We start from the raw sequence: 25541 nt of genomic DNA on the forward strand, positions 1-25541 counted from the left end.
ATGTCGACGCCGCGGTTAGGCTGGACACCATGACCTCGACCGCCCTCGCGCCCTTCCCCTGGGGTGAGGTGTGGGGTCAGGACGCCGCGGTCGAGACGCTGCGGCAGGCCGCGGAGGATCCGGCCGCCCTCTCGCACGCCTGGCTCATCACCGGGCCGCCCGGTTCGGGCCGCTCGACGCTCGCCTACGCCTTCGCCGCGGCGCTGATCTCGGACAGCCCCGACGACGAGAAGACGATGCGTCAGGTGCTCGCCGGAACCCACCCCGATCTGACGGCGCTGCGCACCGACAAGGTGATCATCACGATCGCCGAGGCGCGCTCGCTGGTCGAGCGCTCCTACTTCGCGCCGTCCGTGGGGCGATATCGGGTGATCGTCGTCGAGGATGCGGACCGCATGGTCGAGCGCACCTCCAACGTGCTGCTGAAGGCTCTCGAGGAACCGCCGGAGCAGACGGTCTGGGTGCTGTGCGCACCCAGCGAGGCCGATCTGCTGCCGACGATCCGGTCGCGGGTGCGTCCCCTCCGGCTGCGCGAGCCCGATGTGGCCGACGTCGCCCGGCTGATCACCCTCAGGACGGGCCTGGACGACGCCACCGCCGAGCAGTCGGCCCGGCATGCGCAACGGCACATCGGCATGGCGCAGCGTCTCGCCACGGACGACGGCGCGCGCCGTCGTCGGGACGAGACCCTGCGCGCCGTGCTCGGCGTGCGCGGCGTCAGCACCGCGGTCGAGGTGGCCGGGCGCATCATCCAGGCTGCGACCGATGACGCGAAGGCGCTGACGGCCGAGCGCGACGCGGCCGAGCGCGCCGCGCTGCTGCGCACGGTGGGCGTCGCCGAGGGGCAAGCAGTGCCGCCCGCGCTGCGATCGCAGATCTCCGCCCTCGAAGACGATCAGAAGAAGCGCGCGACGCGGAGCCTGCGCGATGGGATCGACCGCGTGCTCACCGACCTGCAGTCCCTGTACCGCGACGTCGTCATGCTCCAGTACGGCCGCGACGGCGGGCTGATCAACCTCGAACTGCGAGACGAACTGGACGCGCTGGCCGCCGCCTGGCCGGTGGAGCGCAGCATCCTCGTCCTCGACGCCATCGCCGCGACGCGCGAGTCCCTCGAACGCAACGTCTCGCCTCTGCTGGCCGTCGAAAGCCTCCTCGTCACCATCTCCAGCGGAAGGACCCCGTGATCCACCGAGCAGGGCGCGGACTGCGCCGCACCATCGCCGTCATAGCCGGGCTCGCCGTGGCATCCCTCGCGCTCTCGGGATGCCTCTATGCGCAGATACCCGACGCGCCCTTCTCGATCACCCGCGAACCCGACACGAGCGGCGTGGCACCGGAGCTGCTGTCGTACTATTCGCAGGAGATCAGCTGGGAGCAGTGCGGCGGCGCGTTCGACTGCACCGAGATCGCCGCCCCCCGGGACTGGGACGCACCGGGCGAGGGCGACGACATCACCCTCTCCGTCGTGCGCCACCAGGCCACCGGTGAGTTCCGGGGCTCGCTGCTGATCAACCCGGGCGGCCCGGGCGCGAGCGGTCACGACTTCGTGGCCGGCAGCCTCGAGTTCGCTGTCGGTACGAAGCTGATCGAGAGCTTCGACGTGATCGGCTTCGATCCGCGGGGCGTGGGACGCTCCAGTGCCGTCGCCTGCCTCGATCCCGAGGCGATGGACGAGTACAACTACGGAGTCGTCGAGGCGCCGCGGGACACCCCGGAGTGGGAGGCCGCGCTCGCCGAGCGCAACCGGGACTTCGCGGATGCCTGCGAGGCGAACAGCGACGGCATCCTGCCGTACATCACCACGGTCAACTCCGCCCGCGACATGGACCTCATCCGCGGGGTGCTCGGCGACAAGACGATGAACTACCTCGGCTACTCCTATGGCACGTTCCTCGGCGCCACGTACGCCAAGCTCTACCCCGACCGCGCGCAGCGGCTGGTGCTCGACGGCGCGATCGACCCGGCCGTGCCGGGGCTGGACGTCGGCACGACCCAGGCGGTCGGCTTTGAATCCGCGCTGCGCGCCTACATGCAGGGCTGCCTCTCCTCGGACGGCTGCCCGTTCAACGGCACCGTCGACGAGGCGCTCAACGATCTCCGTGCGCTGCTGGCGAGCGTCGCGCGGACGCCGCTGGAGAACTCCGACGGACGCAGCCTCACGGTCGACACCATGGTGACCGGGGTCATCTCGGCGCTGTACAGCGAGGCCAGCTGGTCCTACCTGACCCAGGGGCTGACCGCTGCGCTGCAGGGGGATGCTTCGGTGATGATGGCGCTCGCCGACAGCTACAACGGGCGCGACCCCGACGGCACGTACATCGACAACTCGGCCGAAGCCTTCCGTGCGTACAACTGCATGGACTATCCGGTCGAGGACGATCAGGCCGCCGAAGACGCCGCCATGCGGACCATCGAGAAGAAGGCGCCGACGTTCGCCCCGTACTGGCAGGGGCCCGATCCCTGCGAGGTCTGGCCCTACCCGGCCGTCGGCGTGCGGGAGGAGATCGCCGCCTCCGGCTCCGGGCCGATCGTCGTCGTCGGCACGACCAACGATCCCGCCACGCCGTACGCGTGGTCGGAGTCCCTGGCCGAGCAGCTCGAGGAGGGTGTGCTGGTGACCCGCGTCGGGGAGGGCCACACCGGCTACAACAAGGGCAACGGCTGCGTGGACGACGCGGTGGAGGGTTTCCTGCTGCAGGGCACGGTGCCCGAGGACGGTCTGCGCTGCGAGTGAACCGCGGGCCGGTTTCGCGGTGGCCGGATCGTCGTAGTAGGATCTTTGCTTGTGCCGCAGTCCGCGGCGCACGCCACCTTAGCTCAGTGGTAGAGCATCCCACTCGTAATGGGAAGGCCGTCAGTTCGATCCTGACAGGTGGCTCCGACAGGGCCCGGGATGAACAGTCCCGGGCCCTTCGCCGTCTCGTCATCCACCGGACGTCGTAGTCTCGAAGCATGAGCAGAGCGCTTCTGATCGTCGACGTCCAGAACGATTTCACCGAGGGCGGCGCGCTCGCCGTCGCCGGTGGAGACGCGGTCGCGTCGGGCGTGAGCGCCTTCCTCGAGCGTCACGCCACGGACTACGCCGTGGTCGTCGCGTCGCGGGACTGGCATGACGCCGACGGCGACAACGGCGGGCACTTCGCCCCCGACCCCGACTACGTCGACACCTGGCCGGTGCACTGCGTCGCAGGCAGCCCCGGCGCCGCCTACGACCCGCTGCTGACGACGGATGCCATCACGCACCACGTGCTCAAGGGGCAGGGGCGACCTGCCTATTCGATGTTCGAAGGCGCCGCGGACGGCGCGACGACCGGCGAGATCCTCGCAGCCCATGGGGTGACGCAGGCCGACGTCGTCGGCATCGCCACGGACCACTGCGTGCGGGCATCCGCGCTCGACGCCATTGCCCACGGCATCCGGGTGCGGGTGCTCACCGACCTCGTGGCGGGCGTCGGCGCCGAGTCGAGCGCTGCGGCGCTGGCCGAGCTCGCGCACGCGGGCGCCGACCTCGCCGAGGGCGGGTCGGCCGGCCCGAGCGACGCGTGACCGGGCGTTTCGCGCTGCTGCTGCGCGCCGTGAACGTCTCGGGGCGCAACCGCGTACCGATGGCTCAGCTGCGCGGGCTCCTCGCCGAGCGCACCGAGCTGACGGACGTCTCCACGTACATCGCCAGCGGCAACGTGATCTGCGGGATCGAGGGCGATCCCGACGAAGCATGTACCCAGGTGCGGAAGCTGATCCACGAGGCCTTCGGCGTGGATACGCCGGTGATCGCGCGCCGTCACGAGGCTCTGGTCGCGGCGCTCGCTGCGAACCCGTTTCCGGATGCCCCGGCGGACAAGATGCTGCACATCATGTTCCTGGAGGGTGCGCCCTCGCCCGGTGCCGAGCAGGCGCTGCGCCCTCGGCTTCAGCCCGGGGAGCGCATTGCACTGGCCGGCCACGACCTGTGGCTGGACTACGGTGCGGTCGGCGCCGGGAACACCAAGCTCACCCGTCCCGTGCTCGATCGTGCACTCGGCGTCGCCGGCACGGCGCGCAACCTGCTCACGCTTCGCAAACTGGTGGAGCTCACCGCTTGAGCGTCCGCTCTGCGGCGCGAGTCAGCGGGCAGCGGCCGTGGTCCTGCTCTGGGCCGTCGGCGGCGTCCCGGCGACGGTCCGCAGATCCACGCGCCGCACGCCGCACCCGTCGCACCGCACGTACACGATCTCGCCCTGGGAGGTGCGATGCGCGGACTCGACGGACCAGGCGTGCTCGTGCAGGGGCGGCTGCGTCGGGATGCGGATCGGGAGAGTCTGCGATGCGGTCATGCCTCCACGATGATGTAATGGCGTTATGCATCTCAACCCTTACGGTGAGTACGCGGTCATGCTCGGCGCGTCACTGGCGAACGACTGGCCGGCTGACCGCGACGGCATCGAGCAGCGCACCCGCGAGCACGGGATGACGATGGCGTTCGACAGGGCGCCCGACGATCACGCGCGCACGCGCGTGGTGCTCGATGCCTGGCTGGGCGTGGTGGACGCCCCGGACGACGCGGCGCGGGCGTCGGCCCTCAACGCGCAGATGGCGGCGGCCGCGGCCTACCCGCAGCTCACCGACCACGACGGGGAGGGCTGGCACCTGCACTATCGCGATCCCACCAGATCTCTGCCCGACGTCCTCAGCGGCGTGCTCAGCGTCGGCACGGCACTGCATCTCACCGAGCGCGGCATGCATCGGCTCAGCCGCTGCGCCGCATCGCCCTGCCAGCGCGTCGTCGTGGACGTGACGCGCAACGGCCGCCAGCGCTACTGCTCGGTGCGCTGCGCCAACCGTGACGCCGTGCGCCGTCATCGCGCCCGCGGTGCGGAAGCGCGCTGAGAGCACTACCCGCGCAGGGCTGCGAGCACCGCGTCGGACAGCGAGGGCCAAGCCTCGATCGCCCATGGGCCGAAGTCGCGGTCGGTCAAGGCGATGCAGGCGGCCTTCGCCGCCGGGTCCACCCACAGGAACGTGCCGCTCTGCCCGAAGTGGCCGAAGGTGGCGGGTGAGTTCGCGGTCGAGGTCCAGTGCGGCTTCTTGGCGGCGCGCACCTCGAACCCGAGGCCCCAGTCGTTCGGCCGCTGGATGCCGTACCCGGGGAGAACACCGTCCAACCCGGGGAAGACGACGGCGGTCGCGGTGGCGAGGGTCTGCGGGTGCAGGAGCGCGGGATGCTGCAGCTCCGCAGCGAAGCGGATGAGATCGGACACGGTGGAGACGCCGCCGGCGCCCGCCGAGCCCTCCAGCCGAGTGGACCTCATGCCCAGCGGGGTGAGCACGGCCTCTTCGAGGTACTGTGCGAATCCGATGCCCGACCGCAGGGCGAGCGTCTCGGCGAGCACCTCGAAGCCGCGGTTGGAGTAGATGCGCCGTGTGCCGGGCTCGGCCCGCACGCGGTCCTCGGCGAAGTCGAGGCCGGAGGTGTGCGCCAGCAGATGGCGCACGGTCGACCCGGGCGGTCCGGCCGGGGCGTCGAGCTCGAAGACGCCTTCCTCGACGGCGACCAGCGCCGCGTACGCCGTCAGCGGTTTCGTGACGGAAGCGAGGCGGAAGGGACGGTCGATGTCACCGTGTGAGGCGAGGACGGTGCCATCCGCTGCGACGACGGCAGCCGAGGCGCTGGCCACCGGCCAGGCGTCGATGCGGGCGAGGACGTCGTGCCAGGGCGTCATGATTCCTCCGTGGCGACGGCGGGATGCGGACGGTCCGGCATCCTGCCGACGCGGTGACGGTGGGCCCCGTGGGGCTCGAACCCACGACCCGCGGATTAAAAGTCCGATGCTCTGCCAACTGAGCTAGAGGCCCGTCCGACGGGCTCGCGGCCCGACCGATCCATCCTATCCGGCGTCGGAGGAGTGTCGACGACCGCGGCACACGCAGAAGCGCGCACCCCGGATGATCCGGTGTGCGCGCTTCTCCCGTCGCGTCGCCCCCCACGCCTCGGGTGTCACGGGCGGTGCGTCCCCACGACCCGCCCGCCGACGGTCACTGAGCCGGGGGCATCAGCACCGAGTCGATCAGGTAGACCGTGGCGTTGGCGGTCTGCACGCCGCCGCAGATGACGTTGGCGTCGTTCACCTTGAGCATGTCGCCCGAGCCGGTGACCTCCACCTCGGCGCCCTGCACGGTGGCGTGCATGCCGGCGATGTCCGCGGGCTCGATCTGGCCGGGCACCACGTGGTAGGTCAGGATCGACGAGAGCGTGTCCGCATCGGTCTTGAGGCCTTCGATCGTGGCCGGGTCGATCTTGCCGAACGCGTCGTCGACCGGTGCGAACACCGTGAACTCGTCGCCGTTGAGCGTGTCGACGAGGTTCACGTCGGGGTTCAGCTCGCCGCTGACCGCCGAGACCAGCGTGGTCAGCAGCGGGTTGTTGGACGCCGCCACGGCGACCGGGTCCTGGGACATGCCCATGATCGAGCCGTCTCCGTCGGGAACCTGCTCGGCGTAGGCCTCGCAGCCAGGGCCCACGAGGTTGGCCGCGGGGTCCATCGTGTCGGGCGCCGGCTCCGACGCCTCGGGTGCCTTGGGCTCTTCGGACGGAGAGCTCGACTCGCCGTTCATCGTGCATCCCGCCAGAACGAGGATGCCGGCGAAACCGAGTGAGAGAGCTGCGGTGATCTTCTTCTTGGTGCTGAGCATGTCAACCTCCGGAGTTCGGAGCCGCGGACCTCCCGCGGCGTCGGAGGTTGTTCGGGATGCCCCGCGGATCGGATTGGACGAATCTCGAAGACGGCCCGGACCAATCCGAATCGACCGCCCGCGTCGAAGAAGGTGCGACGGAAGGCGGATCATGGATCTGATCATCATCGGGCTGCTCGGCGGTCTCATCACGGGCATCTCCCCGTGCATCCTGCCGGTGCTGCCGGTCATCTTCCTGACCGGAGGCGCGCAGTCGGCCCGGTTCGAGGGAGAGGTGGCGCCCGCATCGCGAGCACGGCCGTATCTGGTGATCGCCGGCCTCGTCCTGAGCTTCAGCCTCGTGACGCTCGCCGGCTCGCTGCTGCTCGGACTGCTCAACCTGCCGCAGGACGTCATCCGCTGGGCGGGCATCGCCGTGCTGATCCTGTTGGGAGTCGCGCTGCTCATTCCGCGCTTCGAGCAGCTGCTCGAGAAGCCGTTCCAGTGGATCCCCCGCAAGGAGGTCCGCAACGGCGGCAGCGGTTTCGGGGTGGGCCTGGCCCTCGGCGCCGTCTTCGTCCCCTGTGCCGGCCCCGTCCTCGCGGCGATCATCGTGGCCGGATCGACGGGACGGATCGGCATCGACACCGTGCTGCTGACCGTGTCCTTCGGCATCGGCGTGGCTCTGCCGCTGCTCGTCTTCGCGCTCGCCGGACGCGGGCTCGTCGAGCGCATCCGCGCCTTCCGCTCCCGGGAGCGCGGGCTGCGCATCGCCGCGGGCATCGCGATGATCGCTCTGGCCGTGGGGCTTGCCTTCAACGTGCCGCAGCTGCTGCAGCGACTCGTGCCCGATTACACCGCCGAGCTGCAGAAGGGCCTGGCCGAGCAGCAGGGCGACGCGCTCGACCTCGGCGGACTCGTGACCGACGAGAACCGCGCGTTCGACAACTGCACCAACGGCGCCACGATGCTCGAGGACTGCGGCCCTGCGCCCGATCTGCGGGGAATCGAGGCGTGGCTGAACACGCCCGACGGCGAGGCGCTCGACCTCGACGACCTGCGCGGCGAGGTGGTCCTCCTGGACTTCTGGGCCTATTCCTGCATCAACTGCCAGCGCTCGATCCCGCACGTCGTCGCCTGGGACGAGGCGTATCGCGATGCAGGGCTGCAGGTGATCGGCATCCATTCGCCGGAGTACGCCTTCGAGAAGGACGCCGGCAACGTCCGCGCCGGGATGCGCGACTTCGGCATCGACTACCCCGTCGCCCTGGACAACTCGCTGTCGACGTGGACGGCCTACCGGAACCGTTACTGGCCCGCCCACTACCTCATCGACGCCGAGGGCCGCGTGCGGCACATCGCGTTCGGAGAGGGCAACTACGCCGCCACCGAGAAGCTCATCCGCGAACTCCTGGCCGACGCCGACCCCTCCGTCTCCCTGCCCGACGCGACCGAGGTCGAGGACGTGACCCCTGAGCTGGGGTCGACCACGCGGGAGACCTTCCTGGGATCGGCGAAGGACGTCAACTACGGCGGAGAGGGTGCATATCGCGCCGGCGAATCCGACTTCTCGCATCCCGACCCGCAGCCCGCCGACAGCTTCGCGCTCGACGGCCGGTGGCGGATCGAGACGCAGTACGCCACCCCGGCCGACGACGGCGGCGATGTGCGGCTGTCGTACCACGCGTCCGAGGTGCGGATGGTCCTGGCGGGCAGCGGCGAGATCACGGTGCGCCGGGACGACGGGACGGAGCGCACGATCTCCGTCGACGGCACACCGCGCTCCTACGGACTCATCGACGGCGAACCGGGTGAGGGCGTGCTCACCGTCGAGGTCCCGGCCGGTGTGCAGGTGTATTCCTTCACCTTCGGGTGAGCGCGTTGCGCCACGAGGGAGGACGGATGCGGCATGCTTGTGGAGATGGTGATCGACGGTGTGGATGTGCCGGAGGACGGATCGGCGGGTGATCTCGCCGCCGACCTCCTCGTCCGCGTCGCTCAGCACGACGAGCGCGCGTTCGCCGAGCTGTACGACATGCTCTCGCCTCGGGTGTTCGCCCTGATCCTGCGTGTGCTCGTGAACCGCTCGCAGAGCGAGGAAGTCCTCCAGGAGGTCTTTCTGGAGATCTGGCAATCCGCACAGCGGTTCGCTCCGAACAGAGGGCAGGGAAGGTCGTGGGTGCTCACGATCGCACACCGTCGGGCGGTCGACAGGGTGCGGTCCTCGCAGGCGAGCGAGGACCGTGACAACCGCATCGGGATGCGCGATCTGGAGGCCGGCTTCGACGTCGTCGCCGAGACGGTCGAGGCGCGTATGGACGGTGAGCGGGTGGTCTCTGCGCTGGGGAGCCTTCCGGAGGGTCAGCGCGAGGCGCTGATGCTGGCGTACTACGGGGGCTACAGCCAGAGCGAGATCTCCGCTCTGGTCGGAGCGCCACTGGGGACGATCAAGACGAGGATGAGAGACGGGCTGTCGAGGCTGCGCACGGAACTGGGGGTGATCGCATGAACGACGAGGAGTTCGCCGAACTGGCGGCAGGGCACGCCCTGCGCGCGCTTTCGGTCGAGGACGAAGGACGGTTCCAGAGGGCGCTCTCCGCGCACCCCGAGTGGGCCGCACGCGTGTACGAGGATGCCGAGACGGCCGCCGCGCTCGCCGATGCGCTGGCTCCCGTGACCCCGCCTCCCGCTCTGCGCGATCGCCTGCTCGCCTCGATCGCCGAGCCGCCGCAGCGCGAAGCGGAATCGGGAAGCACGGACCGACCGGATGCCGGCGCTCCCGTGAAGCAGCGGGGCTGGAGCCGAGGTCTCTTCGCGCTCGCCGCGAGCCTGGTGCTGCTCGTGGCCCTCGGCGTCGGCGCGGTGGTCGCCATTCCGCAGCTCCTGCGACCGGAGGCGGTCTCCGCGCTGGAGCAGATCCGCTCGGCGGAAGACGCCAGGCAGGCGACCATCGAGCTTCCGTCCGGCGGTGAGGCCACGGCGCACTGGTCGGCCACACTGGGTGACGTGGTGCTCGTGACCAGCGGCCTCGAGGCTCTCGACGAAGAGCAGACCTACGAACTCTGGTACGTCCGCGGTGAAGCGCCTGTGGCCGCCGGCACATTCCGCCCGGAGGACGGCCGCGCCACCGCGCTGCTCGAGGGAGCGATGCAGGAGGGCGACGTGATCGCGGTCACGGTCGAAGCCGCCGGCGGATCGCCGAACGGACAGCCGACCAGCAACCCCATCATCGTCATCCCGACGGCGTGACACCGGCGTACCCTTTATCGGGTGCCCGATCAGTTCCATCGTCCCGTCCGTCGTCCGCCCGCCGCCTTCGACAGCCTCGTGGGAGCGGCGGACCCCGCTGAGCAGTCGCGCGTCGCGCACGCCACGGCATCCGCCCTGCTCGAGCGGGCACGCGCGGATGAGACGGGGCAGGCGGCGGAGCGGCTGATCGCCTTCGCCGCGGAGAACGGCATCGATGAGATCGCCGAGCTGTGGTCGCACGCACCGGCCCGATCGCTGCCGGGCGCCCTCTGGCGGCTGTACCTGTTGCAGCTCTCGATCCGCCGCGACGCCGCCATGACGGCTCTGCTCTACGAACGCGGTCGCGTCGAACTGCGCTCGGCGGATGCGGTCATCGCCGGCGCGCCCGCCCCGGCGAGCCCCGGAGAACTGGCCGAACTCGTCGATGCGATCCTGCGGGGCGTGTTCCGCGGCGATTTCGCGGTCGCTCTCGACCGTGCCGCGGCATACTGCCGCGTGCAGGCCTCCGGGGCCACGCACACGGCGGACGACGACGAGGCGACCGAGCCGGAGCGCGCCACCGAGCTGACCAGGCGCGCGCTGCGCCTCAGTGGCTACGCCGACGACCTCTCGGCGTCCGCGACGGCGTGGCGCCGTGGCGCGCTCGTCTGAGACCAGCGGGCACGAAGAAGCCGGGCCGCAAGAACGCCTCTCGGCGGAAGGCCGCTCGCAGCGGCGAATATTGGAGCCCGGGGTTATGCGGCCCGGCCGATCTAGTGTAACGCGTCCCGTGCGCACGTATTCCCGGTCGCCCTAAGCTGTGGACATGCCCCAGCGCCACGCCCTGATGATCGCACCGGTCGACACGACGGACGCGCGTGACGACTACTCCGGGACCTTCACGCCCATGGACGTCACGGCCCCGGCGCTGAGCGTGGGGGAGCTGAGCACCCAGCGCGGCGACGGCGTGTTCGAGTCGATCGGCGTCATCGACGGGCATGCCAACGAGGTCGAGGCGCATGTGCAGCGCCTCGCCCATTCAGCCTCGCTGTGCGATCTGCCGGCGCCGAACCTCGAGCAGTGGCGGCAGGCGGTGGCCGCCGCAGCGGCTCTCGCTCCGTCCGGGGAGGCGGTCGTGAAGCTCATCCTCAGTCGCGGCGTCGAGCACGGCCCGGCACCCACGGCCTGGGCGACCGTGGCTCCGGCGCCCGACTTCGCGACGGTGCGCCGGGAGGGGGTGCGAATCGTCACCCTCGACCGCGGGTACGACCTGGGGGCGGGGGAGCGGGCGCCCTGGCTGCTGCTGGGCGCGAAGACCCTCTCGTACGCCGTGAACATGGCGGCGCTGCGCGAGGCGCGCCGCCGCGGTGCCGACGACGCGGTGTTCGTCACCCGTGACGGCTTCGTGCTCGAGGCTCCCACCGCCTCGCTGATCCTGCGCAGGGGCGACGAGTTCGTCACGCCGGAGCCGTCGGCGGGCATCCTGCACGGCACCACCCAGCTGAGCGTCTACGAGCATCTCGCCGCACAGGGTCTGCGCACCGGTTACGCCACGCTGACGGCATCCGACCTCGTCAAGGCCGACGCGGCGTGGCTGGTGTCCAGCATCCGCCTCGCCGTCGCGATCACCGCTGTCGACGGCGCACCGCTCGCATCCGACCCCGACCTGACCGCCGACCTGAACGCCTTCCTGCTCTCACCGCGCTGAGCCGGCCGGAGGCCGGTGCCGAGCCGGTCAGCCGAAGCGGCCGGAGACGTAGTCCTCGGTCGCCTGCACGGACGGAGTGGTGAAGATCGTCGCGGTGTCGTCGAACTCGATGAGGTTGCCCGGCTTGCCCGTGCCCGCGATGTTGAAGAAGGCGGTCTTGTCGCTGACGCGGCTCGCCTGCTGCATGTTGTGGGTCACGATGACGATGGTGTACTCGTTCTTGAGATCCTGGATGAGCTCCTCGATCGCGAAGGTCGAGATCGGATCCAGGGCGGAGCACGGCTCGTCCATCAGCAGCACCTCGGGTGAGACGGCGATGGCGCGGGCGATGCACAGGCGCTGCTGCTGACCGCCGGACAGACCCGAGCCGGGCTTGTCGAGCCGGTCCTTGACCTCGTTCCAGAGGTTCGCCCCCACCAGGGACTTCTCGACCAGCGCATCCTGATCGCTCTTGGACATCCGTCCGTTGTTGAGCTTCACGCCCGCCAGCACGTTCTCCTTGATCGACATCGTCGGGAACGGGTTCGGGCGCTGGAAGACCATGCCCACCTGACGGCGCACCAGGACGGGATCGACGCCGGGAGCGTAGAGGTCCTTGCCGTCCAGCAGCACCTCGCCTTCCACGCGGGCACCCGGGATCACCTCGTGCATGCGGTTCAGCGTGCGCAGGAAGGTGGACTTGCCGCACCCCGACGGACCGATGAAGGCGGTCACGCTGCGCGGCTGGATCTCGAGGGAGACGCCCTCGACGGCGAGGAAGTCGCCGTAGTAGACGTTCAGGTCGTTGACTTCGATGCTCTTGGACATGTCGGGATTCCTTCGGGTCGGATGCGGCTCAGCGGCCGGCGGTCTTCGGGGCGAACCACTTGGCGATCAGGCGCGCGAGCAGGTTCAGCAGCATGACGATCAGGATCAGGGTGAGCGCGGCCGCCCAGGCGCGGGCCACCGAGGCGTCGGCGCTGGTGCCCTGGTTCATGTAGGAGTTGTAGGCGAACACCGGCAGGGTCATCATCTGGCCGCTGAACAGGTTCGTGTTCAGGCTGGCGGTGAAGCCGGCCGTGAGCAGCAGGGGAGCGGTCTCGCCGATGACGCGGGCGATGGCGAGCATCACCGAGGTCGTGATGCCGGCGATCGAGGTGGGCAGGACGACCTTCAGGATCGTCAGCCACTTCGGCACGCCCAGCGCGTACGACGCCTCGCGCAGTTCGTTGGGCACGATGCGCAGCAGTTCCTCGCTGCCGCGCACCACCACCGGCACCATGAGCACCGCCAGCGCGAGCGCGCCCATGAAGCCCATCGAGATCCCCGGCCGCACCAGCAGCGCGAAGACCGAGTAGATGAACAGACCGGCCACGATCGAGGGGATGCCCGTCATCACGTCGACGAAGAACGTGATGCCCTTGGCGACACGGCCGCGGCCGTACTCGACGAGGTAGATGGAGGTCATCAGACCGACGGGCACCGCGATGACGGCAGCCATGAGTGTGATCAGCACGGTTCCCCAGACGGCGTGCACGATGCCGCCGCCCTCGCCGACCACGTTTCGCATGGAGTAGCTGAAGAACTCCGCGTCGAAGCGGCCGATGCCGTTGGCGACCACCGTCCACAGCAGGGACACCAGCGGCAGCAGCGCGACGGTGAAGGCGGTGGCGACGAGCGCGGTCATCAGGCGATCCACCGCGTTGCGGCGGCTCTCGGCGATGGAGGAGATCACGGTGATGAGCACCATGTAGAGCACGACGCCGGAGAAGACGGCCCCGGCGATGTTGAAGTCGGCGATGTCCCCGCCGGTCGACGCCAGGCCGAAGACGATGAACGACACGGCCAGGGATGCGCCGAGCAGAGCCCACGGCGCCCAGCGGGCCAGCCGGCCCGAGGTCAGTGACGCAGCCGGTGCGGCAGCGGTGAGCGTGGTCATGTCAGTTCGCTCCAGAGAACTCGGCGCGGCGCGCGACGATCCAGCGCGCCAGTGCGTTGACCGCGAAGGTCACGATGAACAGGATCAGACCGGTGGCGATCAGGGTGTTCACGCCCGTGCCGTGCGCCTCGGGGAACGCGAGAGCGATGTTCGCGGGGATGGGCGTCGGGTTGGTGGCCGTGAGCACGAGGAAGCTGTAGACCGCTGCGGGGGAGAGCACCATGGTCACGGCCATGGTCTCGCCGAGCGCGCGGCCGAGTGCGAGCATGACGGCCGAGACCATCCCGCCGCGGGCGAAGGGCAGCACGGCCATGCGCACCATCTCCCAGCGGGTCGCGCCGAGGGCGAGCGCCGCCTCTTCATGCAGCTTCGGCGTCTGCAGGAACACCTCGCGGCAGATCGCGGTCATGATGGGGATGACCATGACCGCCAGCACGAGTGAGGCGGTCATGATGGTCTTGCCGGTCGAGGACACCTGACCGCCGAAGAGCGGGATCCAGTTCGCGTTCGCGTTCAGCCAGGCGTAGATCGGCTGCATCAGCGGGGCGAGCACAAGGCCGCCCCAGAGACCGAAGACCACGGACGGCACGGCGGCGAGCAGGTCGATGATGTACCCGAGCACCCCGGCGAGGCGGCGGGGCGCGTAGTGCGAGATGAACAGGGCGATGCCGATCGAGATCGGCGTGGCGATCACGAGGGCGATGAGCGATGCCCAGACGGTTCCGAAGGCGAGCGGCCCGACGTACTCCCAGAAGGAGCGGCCCTCGAGGATGTGATTGTCGGTGGTGTCGGGCGAGAACGCCGGCAGGCTCTGCGCCACGAGGAACGTGGCCACCGCGGCGAGGACGACGAGGATGATGATCCCGGCGCCGAGTGCGGAACCGGAGAAGAGCCGGTCGCCCAGTCGCTGCCTGGCCTTGATCGGCGCAGGACGCGAGTCGCGGGGCGCGTGGGTCTCGGGCGGCGCCGTCGTGGTCATCGAGCTCATGATCTCCGGTTTCGGGTTGCGGGGTGAGTGGTGGTGCCCCCGCGCCGGATCGGACGCGGGGGCACCACAGTCAGGCGGTCGGGATGTCAGCCGACCTTGATCGTGTCGATGGCGGCGAGCACCTTGTCGCGCAGACCCGCCGAGATCGGCGCGCTGCCGGCGTTGTCGGCTGCGGCGTTCTGTCCGTCCTCGCTCGCGACGTACTCGAAGTACGCCTTGACGACGGGCGCCACGGCCGCGTCCTTGTACTCCTCGCAGCCGATCAGGTAACTGACCAGGGCGATCGGGTACGAGCCGGCGGGAGCGGCGGCCGGGTCGACGGCGAAGACGAGGTCGCCGGCGCCGCGGCCCTCCTCCAGCGGCGAGTTCTCCACGAGCGCCGCAGCGGCGTCGGCGGAGTAGGCGACGTACTCGCCCGCGACGCCGACCTTGACCTGGCCGAGGTCGGCGGTCTGCGAGGCGTCCGCGAAGCCGATCGCGCCGTTGCCCGCCTTGATCGCCTGCACGACGCCCGAGGTGCCCTGTGCGGCCTCGCCGCCGTTGATCGGCCACACGTCAGCGGCCTCGTAGGTCCAGACGTCTCCGGCGGTGGCGCTGAGGTACTTGGTGAAGGTCTCCTGCGTGCCCGAGGGGTCGGAGCGGTGCACCGGCGAGATCGCCAGGTCGGGCAGCGCGACGCCCGCGTTCTGGTCGGCGATCGCCGGGTCGTTCCACTTCGTGATGGTTCCGGCGAAGATGCCCGCGATGGTCTTCGCGTCGAGGTTGAGCTCGTCCACGCCCTCGAGGTTGAACGCCACGGCGACGGGCGAGATGTACAGCGGCACCTCGACGATGGCGTCCGAGGCGCAGACCTCGAAGCCGTCGGCGAACTCGTCGAGCTTGAACGCGCGGTCCGAGCCGATGAAGTCGCTGGCGCCGGCGATGAAGTTCTCGCGGCCGGTGCCGGATCCGGTGGGCTCGTAGTTGATGGTGACGCCGGTGTTGGCGGTCTGGAACGCCGCGACCCAGGCCTCCTGGGCCGAGCCCTGCGAGGAGGCGCCGGTGGCCTTGAGCGTGCCCTCCAGCGTGGATGCCGGGGAGTCGGTGTTCCCGTTGTCAGCGGGGGCTTCGTTCGCGGCGCAGCCGGCGAGTGCGAGGGCGGCGACAGCGCCGACGGCGCTGATACGAGCGATGCGGGAGATCTTCACTGTGGGTCCGTTCGATCGGGGAATGTGTGCTGCCCGGTGCAGGGCACACAGCGACGTTAGGAGGGCCGGTTAACGAGACTCTCCCCCGCGGGTGAACGGAAGGTGAACAGCGGTTGGAGAACGTGGTGCCGGGTCAGAACCGCGGTGCGTGCGTCTCGATCGAGATGATCCCCGAGCCGGGATTCGTCGCCGACAGGTGGACCACCGAGAACGCCGCGGCGTCGAGCGCGCTGGCGCTGTCGACGTACGATCCGTGCACGGTGCCGGTGGCCAGCGCCAGTTCCGACAGGATCGTGGGGAGCAGGGGGCGGTGGCTGCACACCACGGCGGGCCGGCGCACGCGCACTCGGCGGCCGATCACCGACCGGATGTCGGCGGTGCCGTCGTCCCAGGCGTCCTGGCTCAGCTTCGCCGTGACGCGGGAGCTGCGGCCCAGTGCGCGCTCCAGCGGCGTGATCGTCTGCAGGCACCGCGTCGCGTCACTGGTCACGATGCGCCGCACGCCGAACGCGCGCAGCGGGGCGACGAGCGCCTCGGCCTGGCGCAGGCCGCGGTCCGTCAGCGGACGGGCGGCATCCGGCCCGTCCCAGTCGCGGCGCCCGACGGCCTTGGCGTGGCGCAGCGCGATGACGGGGAAGGTGCGCAGCACCCCGTCGTCGACGAGACCGGCGAAGCAGTCGAGGATCTCGACATCGACCGGATAGCTCAGCCGTGCGCGGGCCTTCTTCAGGCTGACCCACTCGACGCCGGAGATCTCGCTGTTGGGAACGAAGGCGGATGCCCGGATCGCGGCATCCGTGGCCTCCGCGGCCCAGTAGTGCACGACCTTCTGCCGCTTCGGGCGCATCCAGTACCGGCTCACGCCGATCGGCACGCCCAGCGCGACGCGGATGCCCGTCTCCTCGTGCACCTCACGCACGGCCGTCTCGGCCAGCATCTCCCCGGGATCGACCTTCCCCTTGGGCAGCGTGACATCGCGGTACTTGGTGCGGTGGATGAGCAGCACCCGCAGCTTGCCCTCGACCAGACGCCAGACGACGGCGCCCGCGGCGAAGACGGCGGTGTCGGTCATCGGACCTGTCGCTTGCGGCGGCGGCGTCGCTGCACGTTCGACATCGTGCGATCCTGCAGGTCCACGAGCGGATGGTCGTCCGAGCCCTCGGCGCGCACCCACGCGCCGCCCTGCTGGAGGTGCCAGGAGTTCGTGCCGGGATCCATGGCCAGATCGAACAGGTCGTGCAGCTCCTGGATGTGCGTCGCCTCCGACAGGCGCACCAGCGCCTCGACGCGACGGTCGAGGTTGCGGTGCATCATGTCGGCGCTGCCGATGTAGACGATCGGGCTCCCGTCGTTGTCGAACGAGAAGATCCGCGAGTGCTCGAGGTAGCGGCCCAGGATGCTGCGGACGGTGATGTTGTCGCTGACGCCCGGCAGGTCCACGCGCAGACTGCAGATGCCTCGTACCCACACCTCGACTCTCACCCCGGCCATGCTGGCGCGGTAGAGCGCGTCGATGATCTCCTCGTCCACCATGGAGTTGACCTTGATGCGGATGTGCGCGGGGCGCCCGGCGACGGCGTTCTTGCGCTCGTTGTCGATGTGTCGCAGCAGGCCCTTGCGCAGGTGCAGCGGTGCGACCAGGAGCCGTTTGAACTTCTTCTCGATCGCGTAGCCGGACAGCTCGTTGAAAAGGCGGGTGAGGTCCTTGCCGATCTGCGGGTCGGCGGTGAACAGGCCGAAATCCTCGTAGATGCGGCTGGTCTTGGGGTTGTAGTTACCCGTGCCCACGTGCGAGTAGTGGCGCAGCACGCCGTCCTCCTCGCGGATCACGAGGGCGAGCTTGCAGTGCGTCTTGAGTCCCACCAGGCCGTAGACCACGTGCACGCCGGCCTTCTCGAGCTTTCGAGCCCAGACGATGTTGTTCGCCTCGTCGAAGCGGGCCTTCACCTCCACGAGCGCCAGCACCTGCTTGCCGGCCTCTGCGGCGTCGATCAGGGCCTGCACGATCGGGCTGTCGCCCGAGGTGCGGTACAGGGTCTGCTTGATGGCGAGCACGTGCGGATCCCGCGCGGCCTGCTCCAGGAACGCCTGCACGCTCGTCGCGAAGGACTCGTACGGGTGGTGCACCAGCACGTCGGCCCGGCCGATGGCCTTGAAGATGTCGGCGCGTTCGTTGCTGTCGCCCGGCTGGAACGCCACCGCCGTGGTGGGCAGGTGCGGCGGGTAGCGCAGGTCGGGCCGGTCCACGCGGCCCAGGTCGAACAGGCCGCGCAGGTCGAGGGGACCGGGGAGGCGGTAGACCTCCTGGCCGGTGATGTCGAGCTCTTTGAGCAGCAGCTCGAGCGTGAGATCATCCATGTCGTCGGTGATCTCGAGGCGGATCGGCGGCCCGAACCGGCGGCGCAGCAGCTCTGCCTCGAGCGCCTGGATCAGGTTCTCGCTCTCGTCCTCCTCGATCTCCACGTCCTCGTTGCGGGTGAGGCGGAACGCATGGTGATCCAGCACCTCCATGCCCGGGAAGAGGTCGTCGAGGTGGTTGGCGATGAGCTCCTCGAGGCGGATGAAGCGCGTGATCTCCCCGGTGCCGGGCACCTCCACGAAGCGCGGGAGCATGGGCGGCACCTTCAACCGCGCGAAGTCCTGCCGGCCCGTGCGGGCGTTGCGGATGCGGATGGCGAGGTTCAGGGAGAGCCCGGAGATGTAGGGGAAGGGATGCGCGGGATCGACGGCCAGCGGCATGAGCACCGGGAAGACCTGCGCCTGGAAGTACTCGCCGAGCGCGCCCCGCTCGGCGTCGGTCAGATCGGCCCAGTCGGTGATCTCGATGCCGGCATCCGCCAGCGCCGGCCTCACCTGGCTCGTCCACGCATCCGCATGCCGCAGCTGCAGCGCATGCGCCTCGGCGGAGATGTCGGCGAGCACGTCCGTGGGCGCTCGGCCCACGTTGGTCGGCACGGCCAGCCCCGTGAGGATGCGGCGCTTGAGGCCGGCGACGCGGACCATGAAGAACTCATCGAGGTTGCTGGCGAAGATCGCCAGGAAGTTCGCGCGCTCCAGCTCGGGCAGGCTGGAGTCCTCGGCCAGCTCCAGCACCCGCTGGTTGAAGGCCAGCCAGCTCAGCTCGCGATCGAGATAGCGGTGGTCGGGCAGCTCGGCATCCGGCAGCTCATGCGCGTCGAAGTCATCGTCTTCGGCGTCCCCGAGGCCTGCGTCGACAAGTGCGCGTTCGATCATGGGGTACATCCTCGCATCCGGCGGTGTCCGGCGGGTGAACTCAGTCGACCGCCCGGTGATCGTCGTCCTGGAGATTGAAACGGTAGCCGACGTTGCGCACGGTGCCGATGATCTGCTCGGCCTCGCCGAGCTTGGCGCGCAGGCGCCGCACGTGCACATCCACGGTGCGCGTGCCGCCGAAGTAGTCGTAGCCCCACACGTCGCTGAGCAGCTGCTCGCGGGTGAACACCCGCGACGGGTGCGTGGCGAGGAAGTGCAGCAGCTGGAACTCCTTGTACGTGAGATCCAGCGGGCGCCCGTGCAGCCGCGCCGAGTAGGACTGCTCGTCGATCGTGATGCCCGACGCCTGCACCCGTGCCGGCTCGTCGTCGCCCGTTCGGGACATGGCCAGGCGCAGACGGGCGTCGATCTCGGCCGGTCCGGCCGTGGTGAGGATCACGTCGCCGAATCCCCAGTCGGCCGCGACCGCGCTGAGTCCGCCCTCGGTCACGATGAGGATCACGGGGGTCTCGGTGCCGGCGGTGCGCAGCAGGCGGCACGCGGTGCGGGCGGCCACGAGGTCGGTGCGCGCGTCGACGAGCAGGGCGTCCGCCTCGGGTAGCGACACCAGGTGGCCCGGATCGAGCGGATGCCGGCGGATGCTGTGCGAGAGCAGCCCGAGCGCGGGAAGCAGCGACTCCGCGTCGGGAGCGGGGCTGAGCGCGAGCAGCAGGGCCACGCGACCATGTTAGTTGGCCGCCGGGGCGCCGGTCGGCGCCCGGGGCCGGTCCGGCGAGTACGATGGCCACATGGTAGAACCAGCCCTCGCGCCGCGCAACGCGTTCCACGGGGTCGTCGCCGTGTGGGCCGCGTCGCTGATCGTCGCGGTGGTGCTCGGGCTCGTGCTCCCCGAAGGCGACCGGGTCACGGGGCTGCTGATCGCGTTCGGCGGCGTCATCCTGCTCGCCTTCGCGGTGCAGCTCGGCTACGGCCGCGCACAGGGTTTCATCGTGCGCGTGGCGGGCAGCGTGGCGGGTGCTCTGATCGTGATGGGGCTCGTCTCGGCGGCGTTCGGACTCTCCGCGCTGGCCGCCGCACTGTAGGACTAGAGTGGTGGTCATGGATCCCGTCGCGCTCGAAATCTTCTTCCTCGGCCTGCTGGGACTGGCGAGCCTCGCGATCGCCTTCGTCGCCGGTGCCGTGCTCGTCAACCTCTTCCGCGGTCAGCGCTGATCCGACGTCCGTCGTGATCGAGCTGCCCTCGGACCTCCCCGCCGACCTGGCGCCGCTGTCCTGGCTGCTGGGCGTGTGGGAGGGCACCGGCGTCGTCGAGTACACAGCCGGGGAGCACCGGCACCAGGGCGAGTTCTCGCACCGGGTGAGCTTCAGCCATGACGGCGGTCCGTTCCTGAACTACGCCGCGACCGCATCGTTCCTGGGCGAGGACGGCACCGACGTGCCGGTACCGCTGCTCGCCGAGACCGGTTTCTGGCGGCTCGCCCGCCCCCGAACCGAGGCCGATCCCGGCCCGGCGCTGCTGCCGCCGCTCGTGCGGGGTGCCGCGCGCACGGTCGACGACGTGGAGGCCCTGCGCACGGCCGACGGATTCCCCATCGAGGTGTCGGTGTCGCACGCCGACGGCACGCTCGAGCTGTACCTGGGCCGCATCGCCGGCCCGCGCATCGACATCGCCACGGATGCCGTCGTGCGCCCCGCCGGCGCCAAGCCGTACACGGCGGCATCGCGCATGTACGGACTCGTCGACGGCCATCTGCTGTGGGCGTGGGACATCGCCGCCTTCGGCGAGCCGCTGAAGTCGCACGCGTCGGCCCGGCTCGCGAAGGTGTGACATGGCATCCTTCGACGCTCTGCCCGGCGCCGTGCGCGACGGCGACCTGATCACGCACTTCGGGAACCCGATGACCGAGCAGCGCGCGCTCGCCGCAGGCAGCGCGATCGTACCGCTCTCCGATCGCACGCTCATCGAGGTGGCGGGGGAGGACAGGCTCAGCTGGCTCGACTCGATCACCTCGCAGTCCCTCGGGCGGCTCAGGGCCGGCGAGAGCACCGAGCTCCTGGTGCTCGACCCGCAGGGCCGGGTGGAGCACGCGGCCGGTGTGCTCGACGACGGCGCCGCGGCGTGGCTGATCGCCGATGCCGGTGACGCGGAAGCGCTCGCCGCCTGGCTGAAGCGCATGGTGTTCCGCTCGCGCGTCGTGGTCACCGTGCGCACGGACGCGGCGCTCGCAGGATTCTTCGCGGGTGGCGAGGCCGAGGGCCGCATCGCGGCATCCGCCCCGAACGGAGTGCCGCTGGTCTGGCGCGACCCGTGGCAGCGAGTGCAGCCCGGCGGGCATCAGTACGCGCAGGTGGACGATCATCCCGGCGCCGGATTCGCGTGGAGCGTCGCCGTGATCGACGACCCTGCGACGCTGGCCGGCCCGTTCGCCGGGGCGCTCGCGGCGGAGGCGCTGCGCGTCGCCGCCTGGCGACCGCGCTGGGCGACCGAGGTCGACGAACGCACGATCCCGCATGAGCCGGACTGGATCCGCAGCGCCGTGCACCTGGACAAGGGCTGCTACCGCGGACAGGAGACGGTCGCCAAGGTGCACAACCTCGGACATCCGCCCCGCCGCCTCGCGGCGCTGCTCCTCGATGGCAGCGACGTCGTGCTGCCGGCGCACGGCGACCCGGTGCTGGCGGGCGACGTCGAGGTGGGGCGCATCACCTCGTCGGCGATCCACTACGAGGATGGTCCGATCGCCCTGGCGATCCTCTCCCGTCGCGCACCGGTGGGCGAGCTGATCGTCCGCTCGCAGGACGTCGAGATCGCGGCCGCGCAGCAGGTCATCGTGCCGGCGGATGCCGGCGCCACCGCCGACGTCCCCCGGCTGACGCGCCTGTCCCGTCGCCCGCTCGGCGAAGATCCGCGCGGCGCCCGCTGATCATCCGCGTCGTTCCGCGCTCAGGAGCGCGACGGCAGGGGACGGGAGCGGGTAGGGTCATCGGATGATGGACGCGGTCAAGACCCGGAGGCAATGGACCGATCTGCCGTCCGGGCTGGTGAAGCGGATCGAGGGGATCCTGGACGGAGCCGTGGTCTCGGCGACGAGCCAGACGGAGGGCTTCTCACCGGGAAGCGCGGATCGCGTGGTCACTGCGGGCGGACTTCGGGCGTTCGTGAAGGCCGTGCATCGAGACCACAACGAGGGGGCCTACGACCTGCATCTCCGAGAGATCGAGGTGATGCGCCTGCTTCCCACCGGTGTGAGCGCGCCGGCACTGCTCGGATCCGTGATCTCCGATGACTGGGCGGTCCTGGTGCTCCAGGACATCGAAGGACGCCACCCCGGCCAGGCCGGCGACGGCTCCGACGTCGAGGCCGTGCTCGATGCCTTCGCAACTCTTCCGCGGCTCACGGGGGAAGCACGGGCGTCGCTGCCGAGGGCGGCCGACGAGTTCGTCGCCGATCAGGACAGCTGGCGGGTGATCGCCGCGGATGCTGTGCAAGTGCCCGACTGGGCCGGCGTGAACCGTGATCGGCTGCGCCGAGCGGGCGAGAAGGTCTGTGACGTGGTGGCCGGCGAACATCTGCAGCACTTCGACGGACGCGCCGACAATGTGCTGGTGGATGCTGACGGGGAGGCATGGATCATCGACTGGCCGTGGGCCGCGTCGGGGGCCCACTGGCTGGACGGTCTGTTCTACCTGCTCGACGTGAGGGTGCGCGGGGAGGACGTCGACGTCGAGGCCGTGCTGCGGCGGCACGGGTTGTTCGAGGGCGTGCCCGCGGCCGCGATCGACTCCGTGCTCGCGGCCGTCACCGGTCACTTCTTCGTGAAGGCGCAGCTGCCCCCACCGCCCGGGATGCCCACTCTGCGCGCGTTCCAGCATCGCGAGGGGGTCGCGGGCATGGAGTGGCTCCAGCAGCGCTGGAGCTGACCCGGCGCGACGTCAGCGCGATGTCGTCCTCAGGGCGATGGAGGCGGCGATCAGCGGCGCGGGGCGACGGCGGACCAGGGGACGGTGAGCTCGCCCAGACGCCATCGACGGCGGTCTCCCTGCACGGCGACGCCCTGCGCTTTGAGAGCGGATACGGCGGCGAGCCAGCGCTGCACGGGTCCGAAGGCCGAGAGCGACGCGGCGCGGTCCCATTCTCCCTCGAGCGCGGTCAGCAGGTCGTGGATGCGCTCCCCGGGCACATTGCGGTGGATCAGAGCCTTCGGCAGACGCTCGGCGACGACACCCGGGCGTTCGAGTCCGGCCAGGCGCAGGGAGATCGTGAAGGAGACCGGAAGGCCGTCGGAGGCCACATGGATCCAGCTGGTGACGCGGCCGATCTCGTCGCACGTGCCCTCGAACAGCATCCCTTCCGGCGCCAGTCGCGAGGCCACGCGGTTCCAGGCATCCGCCACATCGCCCTCGTCGTACTGGCGCAGCACGTTCATGGCGCGGATGACGGCCGGTCGCCGGCCTCCCGGCAGCGGCACCTCGAAGCCGCCCCGGCCGAACGATACGGGCAGGTCGGCGGCGAACGCCGTTCGCCCTGCGCGCACGTCCTCCAGCTGCGCGCGGGCGGTCTGCACGCGGGCGGGATCGAGTTCGAGGCCGATCACCTCGGCATCCGCCCTCTTCTGCCGCAGCCGCTGCGCGAGCTCGAACGCGGTGACACCGCTCGCCCCGTACCCGAGATCGACGACCAGCGGATCCCCCGCCTTCAGAAAGGCGTCGGATGCGGTGATCCACCGGTCGTTCCGCCTCAGCCGGTTCGTCCCCGTCGTCCCCCGGGTGGGTTGTCCGACAGGAGAGGCCATCCCCCTATTCTTCCCCTTCTTCCAGGTCGCTCGGGTCCCCCGTCAGAGGCGTGAGGGCGGAGTGACCTTGTCGGAGTGAGCATCGGGGAGGGACGCGCGCAGCGGGAGGGGCACCCGCTCTGCGAACGAAGACAAGGTCACGGAGCCCGCCCCGCATCATCCGAAAGCTAGGCTGGACCCATGACCCGCACTCTGATTCTTCTGCGTCACGGCCAGAGCGAATGGAACCAGCTCAACCTCTTCACCGGCTGGGTGGACGTCCGCCTCACCGAGCAGGGCAAGACCGAGGCGCGACGCGGAGGGGAGCTGCTCGCCGAATCCGGCATCCTGCCCGACGTGCTGCACACCTCGCTGCTGAGCCGTGCCATCCAGACCGCGAACCTCGCGCTCGACGCGGCTGACCGCCTGTGGATCCCCGTGGCTCGGTCGTGGCGGCTCAACGAGCGTCATTACGGCGCGCTGCAGGGCAAGGACAAGGCGCAGACGCTGGAGGAGTTCGGCCCCGAGCAGTTCCAGCTGTGGCGTCGCTCGTTCGACGTCCCGCCGCCGCTGCTCGACGACGACAGCGAGTTCAGCCAGGTGGGCGACCCGCGCTACGCCGGGATCGACGGCGACGTGCCCCGCACCGAGTCGCTCAAGCTCGTCATCGACCGCCTGCTGCCCTACTGGAACGACGCCATCGTCCCGGACCTCGAGGCCGGCAAGACCGTGCTCGTCACCGCGCACGGCAACTCGCTCCGCGGCCTCGTGAAGCACCTGGAGGGCATCAGCGACGACGACATCGCCGAGCTGAACATCCCCACCGGCATCCCGCTGGTCTATGAGCTCGACGAGAACAACGTTCCCACCGGTGCCGGGCGGTACCTGGACCCCGAGGCCGCCGCCGCGGGTGCGGCCGCGGTGGCGGCACAGGGCAAGAAGTAACGCCGAGGCCCCTCGTCAGATCGAGGCCCCTGCCGATTCGCGCGAATCGGCAGGGGCCTCGATGTTCAGCGGGGGTCGCGATGCGAGGGGCGGATGCTGCGCATCACGCGTGGCCGGCGCCGGCCTCCTCCTGTGCCTCGGCGGCGAGGGCGATGTCGGCCTCCTCGATCGCCCAGTCGCCGGTGGCGAGGTACACGACCTTCTTGGCGACGGCCACCGCGTGGTCGGCGAATCGCTCGTGATAACGGCTGGCGAGGGTGGCGTCGACGGTCGCGGTCGCCTCGCCCTTCCAATTGTCGCTGAGCACCTTCTCGAAGACGCTGGCGTGCAGCTCGTCGACGTCGTCGTCCGCGTTGCGGATGGCATCGGCGAAGCGCAGGTCCTGCGTGCGCAGGAGCTCGGCGAGTGTGCGGGAGATCTCCACGTCCAATTCACCCATGCGGCGGAAGGTGCCCTTCAACCCCTTCGGGATGGCGCGCTCGGGGAAGCGCAGGCGGGCGAGCTGCGCGATGTGCTCGGCCATGTCGCCCATGCGCTCGAGCGACGCGCTGACCCGCAGCGCGGTGATCACGATCCGCAGGTCGCGGGCGACCGGCTGCTGGCGCGCGAGGATCTCGATGGCCTGCTCGTCGAGCGCGACCGCGAGCTCGTCGATCTGCGCGTCGTTCGCGATGACCTCCTCGGCCAGGGCGACGTCGCTCTCGGCGAACGCGGTGGTCGCCTTCTCGATGGCCGCGGTCACGAGATCGGCGATCTCGACCAGGCGCGACTGGAGCTCCTCGAGGGACTGGTGGAAGACTTCGCGCATGTCGGCGCAACCTTTCGTCGTGGGGTCGGCATCCGGGGCCGATCGGGCACGCTCCCGCGGGCCAGCGTCGATTCTCGTCACCGAAGGTTAACGAATGGTGCC

Annotated in this window: 27 protein-coding genes and 2 tRNA genes; 16 read left to right on the forward strand and 13 right to left on the reverse strand. The window is 70.2% G+C overall.

The window, feature by feature from the left end:
• Positions 1-29 precede the first annotated feature (29 nt).
• The 5 genes from ACFWHT_RS13360 to ACFWHT_RS13380 all read left to right on the forward strand — a co-directional run bounded on the left by ACFWHT_RS13360 (position 30) and on the right by ACFWHT_RS13380 (position 4085).
• On the forward strand, positions 30-1187 hold the full coding sequence (locus tag ACFWHT_RS13360) for a DNA polymerase III subunit delta' (protein ID WP_378829302.1): 1158 nt from the start codon (positions 30-32) through the stop codon (positions 1185-1187).
• Positions 1184-2737, forward strand: coding sequence for an alpha/beta hydrolase (locus tag ACFWHT_RS13365; RefSeq protein WP_378829304.1), 1554 nt, complete (start codon positions 1184-1186; stop codon positions 2735-2737). Before ACFWHT_RS13360 ends, ACFWHT_RS13365 begins: the two co-directional genes overlap by 4 nt.
• Positions 2738-2809: 72 nt before the next feature.
• Positions 2810-2881, forward strand: a tRNA-Thr gene (locus tag ACFWHT_RS13370).
• Between the two features lie 74 nt (positions 2882-2955).
• Positions 2956-3549 carry an isochorismatase family protein gene (locus ACFWHT_RS13375; protein ID WP_378829307.1) on the forward strand — a complete coding sequence of 198 codons (594 nt, stop codon included), beginning with the start codon at positions 2956-2958 and terminating at the stop codon, positions 3547-3549.
• Positions 3546-4085 carry a DUF1697 domain-containing protein gene (locus tag ACFWHT_RS13380; RefSeq protein WP_378829309.1) on the forward strand — a complete coding sequence of 180 codons (540 nt, stop codon included), beginning with the start codon at positions 3546-3548 and terminating at the stop codon, positions 4083-4085. The genes ACFWHT_RS13375 and ACFWHT_RS13380 overlap by 4 nt, the downstream gene beginning before the upstream one ends.
• Positions 4086-4106: 21 nt before the next feature.
• On the opposite strand, the gene ACFWHT_RS13385 is transcribed toward ACFWHT_RS13380, so the two are convergent.
• Positions 4107-4316, reverse strand: coding sequence for a hypothetical protein (locus ACFWHT_RS13385; protein ID WP_378829312.1), 210 nt, complete (start codon positions 4314-4316; stop codon positions 4107-4109).
• Between the two features lie 25 nt (positions 4317-4341).
• Here ACFWHT_RS13385 and ACFWHT_RS13390 point away from each other — a divergent pair, with 25 nt between their 5' ends.
• On the forward strand, positions 4342-4869 hold the full coding sequence (locus ACFWHT_RS13390; protein WP_378829314.1) for a CGNR zinc finger domain-containing protein: 528 nt from the start codon (positions 4342-4344) through the stop codon (positions 4867-4869).
• A 5-nt stretch (positions 4870-4874) separates the two neighbouring features.
• Here the strand turns inward: ACFWHT_RS13390 and ACFWHT_RS13395 are convergent, their stop codons facing one another.
• The 3 genes from ACFWHT_RS13395 to ACFWHT_RS13405 form a co-directional block, all read right to left on the reverse strand.
• Positions 4875-5702, reverse strand: coding sequence for a serine hydrolase domain-containing protein (locus ACFWHT_RS13395; RefSeq protein ID WP_378829316.1), 828 nt, complete (start codon positions 5700-5702; stop codon positions 4875-4877).
• Between the two features lie 60 nt (positions 5703-5762).
• A tRNA-Lys gene (locus tag ACFWHT_RS13400) sits at positions 5763-5835 on the reverse strand.
• Positions 5836-6015: 180 nt separating this feature from the next.
• Positions 6016-6672, reverse strand: coding sequence for a fasciclin domain-containing protein (locus ACFWHT_RS13405; protein WP_378829318.1), 657 nt, complete (start codon positions 6670-6672; stop codon positions 6016-6018).
• Positions 6673-6823: 151 nt separating this feature from the next.
• Here ACFWHT_RS13405 and ACFWHT_RS13410 point away from each other — a divergent pair, with 151 nt between their 5' ends.
• The 5 genes from ACFWHT_RS13410 (at position 6824) to ACFWHT_RS13430 (ending at position 11587) form a co-directional block, all read left to right on the forward strand.
• Positions 6824-8527, forward strand: a complete 1704-nt coding sequence (locus ACFWHT_RS13410; RefSeq protein ID WP_378829320.1) for a cytochrome c biogenesis protein DipZ — start codon at positions 6824-6826, stop codon at positions 8525-8527.
• Between the two features lie 33 nt (positions 8528-8560).
• Positions 8561-9160: an ECF RNA polymerase sigma factor SigK gene (gene sigK, locus ACFWHT_RS13415; protein WP_378829323.1), complete on the forward strand. Its 600-nt coding sequence runs from the start codon at positions 8561-8563 to the stop codon at positions 9158-9160.
• Positions 9157-9900 (forward strand): anti-sigma factor domain-containing protein, encoded by a 744-nt coding sequence (locus tag ACFWHT_RS13420; protein ID WP_378829325.1) that lies wholly within the window; start codon positions 9157-9159, stop codon positions 9898-9900. Before sigK ends, ACFWHT_RS13420 begins: the two co-directional genes overlap by 4 nt.
• A 21-nt stretch (positions 9901-9921) precedes the next feature.
• Positions 9922-10551, forward strand: coding sequence for a DNA-directed RNA polymerase subunit beta (locus ACFWHT_RS13425; protein WP_378829327.1), 630 nt, complete (start codon positions 9922-9924; stop codon positions 10549-10551).
• A gap of 154 nt (positions 10552-10705) precedes the next feature.
• A complete protein-coding gene (locus ACFWHT_RS13430) occupies positions 10706-11587 on the forward strand; it encodes an aminodeoxychorismate lyase (protein ID WP_378829329.1) in 882 nt (293 codons plus the stop codon).
• A gap of 27 nt (positions 11588-11614) precedes the next feature.
• On the opposite strand, the gene pstB is transcribed toward ACFWHT_RS13430, so the two are convergent.
• The 7 genes from pstB to ACFWHT_RS13465 all read right to left on the reverse strand — a co-directional run bounded on the left by pstB (position 11615) and on the right by ACFWHT_RS13465 (position 19632).
• Positions 11615-12394: a phosphate ABC transporter ATP-binding protein PstB gene (gene pstB / locus ACFWHT_RS13435; RefSeq protein ID WP_378829332.1), complete on the reverse strand. Its 780-nt coding sequence runs from the start codon at positions 12392-12394 to the stop codon at positions 11615-11617.
• A 28-nt stretch (positions 12395-12422) separates the two neighbouring features.
• Entirely contained in the window at positions 12423-13505 is a 1083-nt protein-coding gene (pstA, locus tag ACFWHT_RS13440) for a phosphate ABC transporter permease PstA (RefSeq protein WP_378829334.1), read from the reverse strand.
• Between the two features lies 1 nt (position 13506).
• Positions 13507-14484 carry a phosphate ABC transporter permease subunit PstC gene (gene pstC / locus ACFWHT_RS13445; protein ID WP_378829336.1) on the reverse strand — a complete coding sequence of 326 codons (978 nt, stop codon included), beginning with the start codon at positions 14482-14484 and terminating at the stop codon, positions 13507-13509.
• Between the two features lie 95 nt (positions 14485-14579).
• Positions 14580-15680, reverse strand: a complete 1101-nt coding sequence (locus ACFWHT_RS13450; protein ID WP_378829338.1) for a phosphate ABC transporter substrate-binding protein PstS — start codon at positions 15678-15680, stop codon at positions 14580-14582.
• A 133-nt stretch (positions 15681-15813) separates the two neighbouring features.
• Positions 15814-16752: an NUDIX domain-containing protein gene (locus tag ACFWHT_RS13455; RefSeq protein WP_378829340.1), complete on the reverse strand. Its 939-nt coding sequence runs from the start codon at positions 16750-16752 to the stop codon at positions 15814-15816.
• A complete protein-coding gene (locus tag ACFWHT_RS13460) occupies positions 16749-18914 on the reverse strand; it encodes an RNA degradosome polyphosphate kinase (RefSeq protein ID WP_378829342.1) in 2166 nt (721 codons plus the stop codon). The genes ACFWHT_RS13455 and ACFWHT_RS13460 overlap by 4 nt, the downstream gene beginning before the upstream one ends.
• Positions 18915-18954: 40 nt before the next feature.
• Positions 18955-19632 (reverse strand): DNA-binding response regulator, encoded by a 678-nt coding sequence (locus tag ACFWHT_RS13465; protein ID WP_378829344.1) that lies wholly within the window; start codon positions 19630-19632, stop codon positions 18955-18957.
• A gap of 70 nt (positions 19633-19702) precedes the next feature.
• Here ACFWHT_RS13465 and ACFWHT_RS13470 point away from each other — a divergent pair, with 70 nt between their 5' ends.
• The 4 genes from ACFWHT_RS13470 to ACFWHT_RS13485 all read left to right on the forward strand — a co-directional run bounded on the left by ACFWHT_RS13470 (position 19703) and on the right by ACFWHT_RS13485 (position 22835).
• Positions 19703-19996, forward strand: coding sequence for a hypothetical protein (locus tag ACFWHT_RS13470; RefSeq protein ID WP_378829345.1), 294 nt, complete (start codon positions 19703-19705; stop codon positions 19994-19996).
• A gap of 143 nt (positions 19997-20139) precedes the next feature.
• A complete protein-coding gene (locus ACFWHT_RS13475) occupies positions 20140-20742 on the forward strand; it encodes an FABP family protein (protein ID WP_378829346.1) in 603 nt (200 codons plus the stop codon).
• A gap of 1 nt (position 20743) precedes the next feature.
• The gene (locus ACFWHT_RS13480) at positions 20744-21838 is read left to right on the forward strand and encodes a YgfZ/GcvT domain-containing protein (protein ID WP_378829348.1); all 1095 of its coding nucleotides are present in this window, start codon (positions 20744-20746) and stop codon (positions 21836-21838) included.
• Between the two features lie 64 nt (positions 21839-21902).
• Positions 21903-22835 (forward strand): hypothetical protein, encoded by a 933-nt coding sequence (locus ACFWHT_RS13485; protein WP_378829350.1) that lies wholly within the window; start codon positions 21903-21905, stop codon positions 22833-22835.
• A gap of 50 nt (positions 22836-22885) precedes the next feature.
• Here ACFWHT_RS13485 and ACFWHT_RS13490 read toward each other — a convergent pair whose 3' ends face one another.
• A complete protein-coding gene (locus ACFWHT_RS13490; RefSeq protein ID WP_378829352.1) occupies positions 22886-23707 on the reverse strand; it encodes a class I SAM-dependent methyltransferase in 822 nt (273 codons plus the stop codon).
• A gap of 180 nt (positions 23708-23887) precedes the next feature.
• Here ACFWHT_RS13490 and ACFWHT_RS13495 point away from each other — a divergent pair, with 180 nt between their 5' ends.
• Positions 23888-24631, forward strand: a complete 744-nt coding sequence (locus ACFWHT_RS13495) for a phosphoglyceromutase (protein WP_378829354.1) — start codon at positions 23888-23890, stop codon at positions 24629-24631.
• 103 nt (positions 24632-24734) lie between these two features.
• Here the strand turns inward: ACFWHT_RS13495 and phoU are convergent, their stop codons facing one another.
• Entirely contained in the window at positions 24735-25439 is a 705-nt protein-coding gene (gene phoU / locus ACFWHT_RS13500; RefSeq protein WP_378829356.1) for a phosphate signaling complex protein PhoU, read from the reverse strand.
• Positions 25440-25541: the final 102 nt, after the last annotated feature.

The sequence above is a fragment of the Microbacterium sp. NPDC058342 genome, from assembly GCF_042723935.1.
In the GTDB taxonomy this organism is placed as follows: Bacteria; Actinomycetota; Actinomycetes; order Actinomycetales; family Microbacteriaceae; genus Microbacterium.

What these genes read in the sequence shown, in the direction of transcription:
- ACFWHT_RS13375 (WP_378829307.1), top strand. Translation starts at nt 2,956, where the DNA reads ATGAGCAGAGCGCTTCTGATCGTCGACGTCCAGAACGATTTCACCGAG.
- ACFWHT_RS13395 (WP_378829316.1), bottom strand. Translation starts at nt 5,702, where the DNA reads ATGACGCCCTGGCACGACGTCCTCGCCCGCATCGACGCCTGGCCGGTG.
- ACFWHT_RS13390 (WP_378829314.1), top strand. Translation starts at nt 4,342, where the DNA reads ATGCATCTCAACCCTTACGGTGAGTACGCGGTCATGCTCGGCGCGTCA.
- ACFWHT_RS13360 (WP_378829302.1), top strand. Translation starts at nt 30, where the DNA reads ATGACCTCGACCGCCCTCGCGCCCTTCCCCTGGGGTGAGGTGTGGGGT.
- ACFWHT_RS13490 (WP_378829352.1), bottom strand. Translation starts at nt 23,707, where the DNA reads ATGGCCTCTCCTGTCGGACAACCCACCCGGGGGACGACGGGGACGAAC.
- sigK (WP_378829323.1), top strand. Translation starts at nt 8,561, where the DNA reads ATGCTTGTGGAGATGGTGATCGACGGTGTGGATGTGCCGGAGGACGGA.
- ACFWHT_RS13455 (WP_378829340.1), bottom strand. Translation starts at nt 16,752, where the DNA reads ATGACCGACACCGCCGTCTTCGCCGCGGGCGCCGTCGTCTGGCGTCTG.
- pstA (WP_378829334.1), bottom strand. Translation starts at nt 13,505, where the DNA reads ATGACCACGCTCACCGCTGCCGCACCGGCTGCGTCACTGACCTCGGGC.
- ACFWHT_RS13485 (WP_378829350.1), top strand. Translation starts at nt 21,903, where the DNA reads ATGATGGACGCGGTCAAGACCCGGAGGCAATGGACCGATCTGCCGTCC.
- phoU (WP_378829356.1), bottom strand. Translation starts at nt 25,439, where the DNA reads ATGCGCGAAGTCTTCCACCAGTCCCTCGAGGAGCTCCAGTCGCGCCTG.
- ACFWHT_RS13480 (WP_378829348.1), top strand. Translation starts at nt 20,744, where the DNA reads ATGGCATCCTTCGACGCTCTGCCCGGCGCCGTGCGCGACGGCGACCTG.
- ACFWHT_RS13420 (WP_378829325.1), top strand. Translation starts at nt 9,157, where the DNA reads ATGAACGACGAGGAGTTCGCCGAACTGGCGGCAGGGCACGCCCTGCGC.
- ACFWHT_RS13495 (WP_378829354.1), top strand. Translation starts at nt 23,888, where the DNA reads ATGACCCGCACTCTGATTCTTCTGCGTCACGGCCAGAGCGAATGGAAC.
- ACFWHT_RS13430 (WP_378829329.1), top strand. Translation starts at nt 10,706, where the DNA reads ATGCCCCAGCGCCACGCCCTGATGATCGCACCGGTCGACACGACGGAC.
- ACFWHT_RS13470 (WP_378829345.1), top strand. Translation starts at nt 19,703, where the DNA reads ATGGTAGAACCAGCCCTCGCGCCGCGCAACGCGTTCCACGGGGTCGTC.
- ACFWHT_RS13405 (WP_378829318.1), bottom strand. Translation starts at nt 6,672, where the DNA reads ATGCTCAGCACCAAGAAGAAGATCACCGCAGCTCTCTCACTCGGTTTC.
- ACFWHT_RS13460 (WP_378829342.1), bottom strand. Translation starts at nt 18,914, where the DNA reads ATGATCGAACGCGCACTTGTCGACGCAGGCCTCGGGGACGCCGAAGAC.
- pstB (WP_378829332.1), bottom strand. Translation starts at nt 12,394, where the DNA reads ATGTCCAAGAGCATCGAAGTCAACGACCTGAACGTCTACTACGGCGAC.
- pstC (WP_378829336.1), bottom strand. Translation starts at nt 14,484, where the DNA reads ATGACCACGACGGCGCCGCCCGAGACCCACGCGCCCCGCGACTCGCGT.
- ACFWHT_RS13410 (WP_378829320.1), top strand. Translation starts at nt 6,824, where the DNA reads ATGGATCTGATCATCATCGGGCTGCTCGGCGGTCTCATCACGGGCATC.
- ACFWHT_RS13385 (WP_378829312.1), bottom strand. Translation starts at nt 4,316, where the DNA reads ATGACCGCATCGCAGACTCTCCCGATCCGCATCCCGACGCAGCCGCCC.